The organism is Methylibium sp., assembly GCF_031393925.1.
GTDB lineage: Bacteria > Pseudomonadota > Gammaproteobacteria > Burkholderiales > Burkholderiaceae_C > Methylibium.
Genome location: NZ_JANMWL010000179.1, coordinates 1 through 7,996, shown reverse-complemented (window position 1 = coordinate 7,996; position 7,996 = coordinate 1). Strand labels below are relative to the sequence as shown.

Sequence of the window (7,996 nt, the reverse complement as noted above, 5' to 3'; positions counted from 1 at the left end):
CCCTCATGCTGCGAAATACGCAGAAATCGGTCGCCAGCCAGCCCCACCTCGCCGCTGGCTCACTCTCGCTGGTGTTCGCGATTGCAGATCACCCGTGGGTCGACAGTGCCAACGGTGCGGCGGTGCGCATCAGCATGACGGTGGGCGCGCTCGGGGCCGGGGAGGGTGAGTTGCTCAGCGTGATCCGCGAAACACCGTTGAGCGATGGCAGCGCGGAGGTCGGCCTCAGCGCCCGGCGCGGCGTGGTGCATGCGGACCTGCGTGTGGGTGCGAATGTTGCAGCGGTGAAGGCACTTGCTGCCAACGCCGACGTCAGTTCACCGGGGCTGAAGTTGCACGGCGCCGGCTTCATCGTCACGCGCGAAGAAGCGGCATCGCTTGGCCTGGGCAGCGTGCCGGGGCTCGACGCGCACATTCGCGAGTACCGCAACGGCCGCGACCTTACCGACCGCCCGCGCGACGTGATGGTCATCGACCTGTTTGGCCTCACGGCCGACGCGGTGCGGCAGCGCTTCCCCGCGGTGTATCAGTGGGTGCTCGCGCGCGTGAAGCCGGATCGCGACGCAAAGGCGCACAGCAAGGACGGCGCCGCATACGCAGCGCTGTGGTGGCTGCACGGCAAGCCGCGCCCGAACATTCGGCAGGCGCTCGCCGGCCTGCCGCGCTACATCGCTACCGTCGAAACCGCGAAGCACCGCACCTTCCAGTTCCTCGACGCGAGCATCGCGGCCGACAACATGCTCATCGCCATCGCGTTGCCTGATGCGGCCACGCTCGGCGTGCTTTCCAGTCGCGTGCATGTGCAGTGGGCGTTGCATGCAGGCGGCAGGCTCGGTGTCGGCAATGACCCGCGTTACAACAAGTCGCGGTGCTTCGACCCGTTCCCGTTCCCCAGCCTCACCGACCGACCCGACCTCGCCGCGCAGATCGCCGCCGCCGCCGAAGAACTCGACGCCCACCGCAAGCGCCAGCAGGCCGCCCACGCCAAGCTAACGCTGACCGACATGTACAACGTGCTCGACGCCTTGCGCCGCGGCCGCGCGTTGACAGTCAAGGAGAAGCTCACGCACACCGACGGCCTGGTGAGCGTGCTCGCCGAGTTGCACGACCGCATCGACGCCCTGGTGCTGCAGGCCTACGGCTGGGCCGACCTCGCGCCGGCTCTCGTCGGCCGGCCCGGTGGCACCTTGCCGTGGCCCGAGAAACCCGTCGCACAGGCCGAGGCCGAAGAGGAGCTGCTGCTGCGCCTGGTGGCGCTGAACGCCGAGCGCGCCGCTGAAGAGGCGCGCGGCGAGGTGCGCTGGCTGCGCCCCGAGTTCCAGGACCCGGCCCGACGCATGGCGCCCGCACTGCCCGCGCTGCCCGCATCGACGCAAGACGAGATGGCGCTGGGCGAGGTGTCTGCCGGGGCCGCGCAGAAAGTCGGCGGCAAGCCGCCGGCCCCGAGCGCGCGGCGCCCCTGGCCCGCCGACTTGCCCGAGCAGGTGCGCGCCATTGCCGACATGCTCACGGCCGCGCCCGGTGCCCTGGACGAAAGCGCGTTGGCCGAAGGCTTTACGGGACGCGGACCGTGGAAGAAGCGGCTGCCCGGCATTCTTCTGACGCTCGAAGCGCTGGGGCGAGCGCGCCGAGAAGGCGAGCGCTGGCGTGCCTGAGGCCAAGCTGCCCAGGCGCTACCGGGCGGATCGAGTCTCGCTGTGACACCTCTTGGCAATAAAAAACCGGAGGCCGCTTGCGCGGCCCCCGGTCGTCGGGTGGGGCGTCAACCCCGGCCAGGTCTCAGGCGGTCGTAAACCCCTCGTAGCCGCGTGCCTTCACGTCGTCGCAGGCCTGGCGATAGACATTGGCGCCGCCGACGTAAGCGAGCAGCCGCGGCGGCTTGCCCTTGACGTTGGTGCCCATGTACCAGGACTTGGTCTTGGGGATCAGCGTCAGGTTGGCGAGTTCGTCGTGATGCGCGACCCACTTGGCTTCCGCCTCGGCGGAGGCCTCGATCGATTTGAGCCCCTGCGAGCGGACGAACTGGATGCAGTCGGTGATCCAGTCCACCTGCTGCTGCAGGCAGGTCGGCACGTTGCAAAACGCGGCCGCCGGCGAGAACGGGGCCATGGTCATGAACATGTTCGGGTAGCCGTGAACCTGCAGGCCCATGGTGGTGCGGATACCGTCGGCCCAGGCATCCTTGAGCAGCAGGCCATCGCGGCCGCGGATGTCGATACGGGTGAGCGTGCCGGTGCCGGCGTCGAAGCCGGTGGCGAAGATCAGGATGTCCAGTTCGTGCTCGCCGGCCGACGTCTGGATGCCCTTCTCGGTCATGCGCTCGATCGGCGTCGCCTTGGTGTCCACCAGCAGCACGTTGTCGCGGTTGAAGGCTTCGTAGTAGAGGGTCGCGAGCGGCACGCGGCGCGTGCCGAAACCGTGGTCCGTGGGCACGAGTTTGTCAGCGACCTTCGGGTCCTTGATGCGCTCACGGATGCGCTGGCGCACGAACTTGGAAATCTCCTCGTTGATCGCCTCGTCGAAGAACACTTCCTTGAAGCCGCCGATCCAGAAATTGAGCGAACCGTCTTCCCAGAGCGTCTGCATCGTGCGCTGGCGCTCCTCGGGCGTCAGGTCGTGGAAATTTTTATCCCCGAAGTCGTAGTCGAAGCCCGCAAAGGTGTTCTGCACGCGTTCTTTCAGCGCCGGGTACTGGGCCCGCAGCGAGGCGCGCATCGCGTCGTCGTACTTCGGGTTGAGCATCGGGATCGTGTAGTTGGCGGTGCGCTGGAACACCGTCAAGTGCTTCACCTGGTCGGCAATCGTCTGGATCACCTGGACACCGGTGGCGCCGGTGCCGATGACGCCCACGCGCTTGCCCTTCAGGTCCACACCCTCCTTGGGCCAGTGCGCGGTGTGGAGGGTCTGCCCCTTGAACGTGTCGTGGCCCGGGAACGGCGGCACCATCGGCGTCGACAGGCCGCCCGTGCCCATCACCAGGAACTGGGCGCTGAACGACTCGCCCTTGTCGGTCGTGACGGTCCAGCGCTGGGTCGATTCGTCGTAGGTCGCCGCCGTCACGCGGGTGTTGAACTGGATGTCCTCGCGCAGATCGAACTTGTCGGCGACGAAGTTCAGGTAGCGCTCGGTTTCTTCGCGGGCGGGGAAGCGCTCGCTCCAGTTCCACTCTTTGAGCAGATCGTCGGAAAACCAGTACTGGTAGATGTAGGACTGGGAATCCACGCGGGCGCCGGGATAGCGGTTCCAGTACCAGGTGCCGCCGACGCCAGAGCCGGCCTCGAATGCCCGCACGCTCAAACCCTGCTCGCGCAGCTTGTGAAGCTGGTACAAGCCGGCGAAGCCGACACCGACGACCACTGCATCGAGCTGCTGCAACGATGATTGAACTTGGTTCATGCGCGTTTTCCTTCGCTGATGGAGGCTGTAAGAACTGCGAGCCTTGCTTAATGTAGTGGGGAGGCTGCGTATCTCCAACGGGGCGTACCCCACCGCAGGGGCCGGGTTCGACGCGGGCAGCTGGCGCGTCAGCTTCGAATTCCTGCTCAGCTGCCGCGCCTGCGCCACACCGCCATGAAGGCTTTCACTTTCGCCCACATCGACAGCCGCTCGTCCGACAGCGCGTCCAGAAAGTCCGACAGCCGCCGGCTCTTGACGATCGTGTAGAGGGTCACCGCGGTGGCCATCACGAACACGATGCTGAAGCCGAGAACGCGCAGCGGCAGCGGCTCGTCTGCAGCAGCGATCAGGTTCATGCCGAGGAAGCCGGTGCTCACGGTGCCGATAAGACCAAACAGGGTCACCACCGTCAGCCGCACCACCGTGTTGGCCTGGCGTCGCAGGCTGTCGGCGTCGAGGTAGCTGCTCATGCCGGCGATACGGTCCTTGACCTCGGCGTACAAGGGGTCCAGCCCGAGATGGCCCGAGCACAGCTGGAACAGTGCATGCACCTGCGCCTGATCGCTGATCTCGTGGAACCAATAGCGGTGCGTGAAGCGCAGGAAACCCTCGAATGCGAGACGGATCGAGCGCTTGAAGCGCTTGATGCTCTCGGGATCGCGCAGGTCGAGGTCGCGCATCGCGCGCGACAACCCGTCGGAGAACATCAGCAGCGCCGCCTTCTGCGAATGCGCGATCAGGAACAGCAGGAAGTGCTGGTGCCGGAACTGCGCCAGCACACCCCGCTCGGCGCAGCGGTAGAACGTGCTGGTGGCGTCGCCGACCACGATGAGCGAGTAGCCGTTGCACAGGTAGCGCGTATTTGGCGCGGCGCCGGCGTCGGCCCAGAAGCGGTCGTAGCAGAAGCGCCGCTCGAAGTCGGCCAGATACGAATCGGCATACGGCAGCGTCGCGTCGCGCTGGCTCGCGCCGGTGACCAGGCCCAGACGTATGAAGTCGGCGCGCTCGAGCGTGTGCGGCGCATCCACCGCGAGGTAAGCCATCATCGGCATGCGGTAGTACTCGATCTGCCGAAAGCGCAGGACGCCGTCACGCTCGGAGTGTTCGGCCACCAGCGGCTCGAGCACGAAAGCCCAGTGCGTGGCGACGCGCGGCGCGCGGTGCTGCGCCACATGCGACAGGAACAGCTCGCGCTGTTGCGCGTCTGACGCGGCGAGCACGCGCCCGTCGACGCCGAGCCATTCGAGCTGGTGCAGGCAGTGCAGCGCCTGCCCGTCGGGCGTCCAGCCAGCCGGATAGCCGCGGCCGAAGCGGTACATCACTTCCTCGGCCTGCATGAGCGTGAGGCCGTCGCCGAAGACTTCGACATTGAGCAGTGCGACGTCGAGGTCGTAGAAGAAGTAAAGATCGATGTGCTTGATTTGCAGCGTGATCGCCGCGGCACCGGGGCTGGTGACCATGCGCACGGCGACCATGTCGTGACGCCGGAACACGCGCATCGGCGAGCCGATGCCAGCGCCGCCGCGCTGGCTGCGGCCCTCGCCGTAAAGAAAGCGCTGCACATAGGGAAGGAACGAGACGAACTCGTTGTAGTGGCGCTCGCCGAAGTTGCCGGCGTCGCCGGTGTATTCGTCGATCACTTCGCGCCACGGCGAGTCTTCGCCGAGCAGCTCCCAATGCCGTGCATGCGCGTCCTGGCTGCGGCTCGACACCAGTTGCAGCGGCCACAGCAGCACTTGGCGGAAATGACGCACCAGCCGGTCGCGCGCCAGCGCCGTGTCGCCAATCGACGGGATTGCCACTTCATCCATTGCGGGCGCAGTGTAGGCACGCTCGCGGCAGGCGACCAACCAAGCATCACGCCGAGCCGCCGCAGGGCGGCATCGACCGTGGTTTTGGACCAGAAAAAAGCCCTAGAGCGTTGATCTCTCTAGGCAGAAAAGAAAGACGGGCCGCTAGGGCCCGTTTGTACTGAATAGGTGGTGGAGAGGAGGTCCGCCGGGATCGAACTCCATGCCATCTCACTGCACATCACGAGCCCCGGTGTTTCATAGGTAAAACAGAAATAAATTGACGCACGGCACTTCACACCACATCATCCAGTATCGCCGACGTTGATGGGTTGGTGTTGGGGACGATGAGATGCCGAGGAAGACAACCGAAATGGCGCCACTGAGCGTGGCCCGGTTGATCGAGCCCGGGCTGCACTTCGTCGGCGGCGTTGCGGGGCTAGCCTTGCAGGTGCAGCCCAGTGGCGCCCGCAGTTGGGTGCTGCGCCTCTCTGTTGCTGGCAAGCGGCGCGAGATGGGCCTTGGCGGTTTTCCAGACGTGACGTTGGCCGATGCGCGACGGCGGGCGCGCGACGAGCGAGAAAAGGCCGACAAAGGTGCTGACCCCATTGCGGACCGAAAGGCAGCCGCAAGTCGGCTGCGCGCCGAACAGACGAAGGCCTTCACGTTCAAGGCGTCGGCGCTGGCCTACATCGAGGCGCACGAACCCGGCTGGCGCAACGCGAAGCATGCCGAGCAATGGCGGAACACGCTGGCCAGCACCTACCCCGTGATCGGTTCGATGCAGGTTCGTGACGTAGGGTTGCCGCAGGTGCTGGCGGTACTTGGGCCCATCTGGGGGATCAAGACCGAAACCGCGTCCCGGCTGCGTGGGCGCATCGAATCGGTGCTGGATTGGGCAACGGTGCGAGGCTATCGGGAGGGTTTGAATCCGGCACGATGGAAGGGCCATCTCGACCACTTGTTGCCTTCGCCCAGCAAGATCATGAAGGCGAGCCATCACGCGGCCGTGCCGGTCGGTCAGGTTGGCGCTTTCATGCAGGCGCTGCGAGCACAACAGGGCACGGGTGCAAGGGCGTTGGAATTCGTAATCCTGACCGCCGCCCGTTCGGGAGAGGCGCGTGGCGCGACTTGGCGCGAGATCGATCTCGACCGAGCTACTTGGGTCGTACCGGGCGAGCGGATGAAGGCCGGGAAGGAGCACCGCGTTCCCTTGTCCGATGAAGCTCTGGCGCTGTTGCGTGGGCTTCCCCGCATCGCGGGCACGGACCTTGTCTTTCCTGCACCGCGCGGCGGCGTGCTGTCCGACATGACACTTGTCGCCGTGACGCGCCGGATGGAGGTTGCCGCGGTTCCGCACGGATTCCGCTCGACGTTCCGCGACTGGTGCTCCGAGCGCACGAGCTGCCCACGCGAGGTCGCGGAGATGGCGCTGGCCCATACCATTGGCGACAAGGTAGAAGCAGCGTATCGGCGCGGCGATCTGTTCAAGAAGCGGCGCTCACTGATGAGCGAATGGGCCGCGTTCTTGGCCAAGCCAGAAAGCAATGCACAGGTGATCTCTATGCATGAGTGCAAGCGGGCATAGCTCCATCGCGACGCGATTGCGCAGTGGCGGTTCATCCCCACGCACGTGGGGAACGCTCTAAAATTTCGCAAGCATTTCAGCCACTCGCAATTTCCACCCGAGTCAACGTCGCTGCTATGCGCTTTGAATGGTGCTGCGGCTTTCGAGTGGCGCCACGCACGAGGATCTGGCGTTTCGGATGCTTGGTGCAGGCAACTTCCCCAAGCACCGCACGATCCGCGACTTCGGCGCGTTGCATCTCAAGGAGCTCAGCGATCTGTTCGTGCAGGTGGTCAAGCTGGCGCGCGAGATGGGCCTGGTCAAGCTGGGCACGGTGGCCATCGACGGCACCACGGCTGTACAGCGTGCCTTGTGCCTGCTGGAATTCATGCCGCGGCTCGGAAGGCCCGGCTACCCCGGCGTGCGAACCTGGCCGCTGAAACACTTTCCCTACACGTTGGCTTATCGCGTGAAGGGTGGTGTCATCACCGTGATGGCGGTCGCGCATCAGAGCAGGGAGCCCGGGTATTGGCGGGGGCGGTAGGGCAAGGGCGTTGGGGCGCGGCCCTCTCAGCACCGCCTCGTGAGCTTGACGCCGGGCGCCGCGTCGAGCGTGTCGCCGACAGCCAATGTTTTGCCGTCGAATTCGATTTCGTAGGCGCCGAAGTCGCGTGCAGGGGCGGTAGCGTCGCCTGTGCGTGCGATTGTGAGTCGGTCGAACAGCACATGCGAATGCGCATTGCCCAGCTCGCCCGCGTGCTCGAACACATACAGCCCGCGCGTGGCCATCTGCCCGCGTGCGGCTGAACGGTCGTGCTCGAACATGTCGCTCAAGGCCTGCCACAGCAACTCGAGGTCGGCGGCGCCAAAGCCCGTCTGCTTGGCCAGGAAGGCCGAGACGAAGCCGTGCGCGCGGTACAGGCCGTAGGGGATTGTGTGTTTGCGGCCCATCGTTCGGTTGTCGCCATCTTGTTTTTCGGATTCGACTTCAGTTGCGACTGCCATGCGGGTGATGGAATGTTCGCTCGCAACGACCGGATCGACCGAGCGGCCGAAGGTGAGTTGCACCGGGCCACGCACCTGGCCGCAATTGACCCCTGTGGACATGACAGCGCCAAAGGTGCGCACGTCGAAGAAGTTCTTGCACATCCATTCGCGCGCGGCGCGCACGCTGTCTTCGCTGCCCTTGCGCTTTTTCTTGCCCTTGGCGTCGGGGTCGTTCGCCAGCTCGTCGGCGGCACCG

At 65.7% G+C, this 7,996-nt stretch carries 6 protein-coding genes and 1 pseudogene; 4 read left to right on the top strand and 3 right to left on the bottom strand.

The genetic code is table 11. From position 1 onward, the window contains the following. Positions 1-1,655: type IIL restriction-modification enzyme MmeI (locus RMO12_RS09910; protein ID WP_405029656.1), on the top strand; the 1,655-nt coding region annotated here is incomplete at its 5' end. A 124-nt stretch (positions 1,656-1,779) separates the two neighbouring features. On the opposite strand, the gene RMO12_RS09905 is transcribed toward RMO12_RS09910, so the two are convergent. Then, a complete protein-coding gene (locus RMO12_RS09905) occupies positions 1,780-3,396 on the bottom strand; it encodes an NAD(P)/FAD-dependent oxidoreductase (protein ID WP_309639163.1) in 1,617 nt (538 codons plus the stop codon). A 146-nt stretch (positions 3,397-3,542) separates the two neighbouring features. After that, a complete protein-coding gene (locus RMO12_RS09900; RefSeq protein ID WP_309639162.1) occupies positions 3,543-5,207 on the bottom strand; it encodes a hypothetical protein in 1,665 nt (554 codons plus the stop codon). A gap of 352 nt (positions 5,208-5,559) precedes the next feature. Between RMO12_RS09900 and RMO12_RS09895 the strand changes: the two genes are divergently transcribed. From RMO12_RS09895 to RMO12_RS09885, 3 genes and pseudogenes are all read left to right on the top strand, one after another. Then, positions 5,560-6,774 carry a phage integrase central domain-containing protein gene (locus RMO12_RS09895; protein ID WP_309639161.1) on the top strand — a complete coding sequence of 405 codons (1,215 nt, stop codon included), beginning with the start codon at positions 5,560-5,562 and terminating at the stop codon, positions 6,772-6,774. Positions 6,775-6,931: 157 nt separating this feature from the next. Next, a pseudogene (locus RMO12_RS09890) lies at positions 6,932-7,105 on the top strand (IS5/IS1182 family transposase); the annotation flags it as partial. Beyond that, the gene (locus tag RMO12_RS09885) at positions 7,088-7,297 is read left to right on the top strand and encodes a type II toxin-antitoxin system RelE/ParE family toxin (protein ID WP_309639164.1); all 210 of its coding nucleotides are present in this window, start codon (positions 7,088-7,090) and stop codon (positions 7,295-7,297) included. The pseudogene RMO12_RS09890 and the gene RMO12_RS09885, both read left to right, overlap by 18 nt. A gap of 26 nt (positions 7,298-7,323) precedes the next feature. On the opposite strand, the gene cas7c is transcribed toward RMO12_RS09885, so the two are convergent. Further along, positions 7,324-7,996 (bottom strand): type I-C CRISPR-associated protein Cas7/Csd2 (cas7c, locus tag RMO12_RS09880; protein WP_309639160.1); only part of this gene is annotated, 673 nt, incomplete at its 5' end.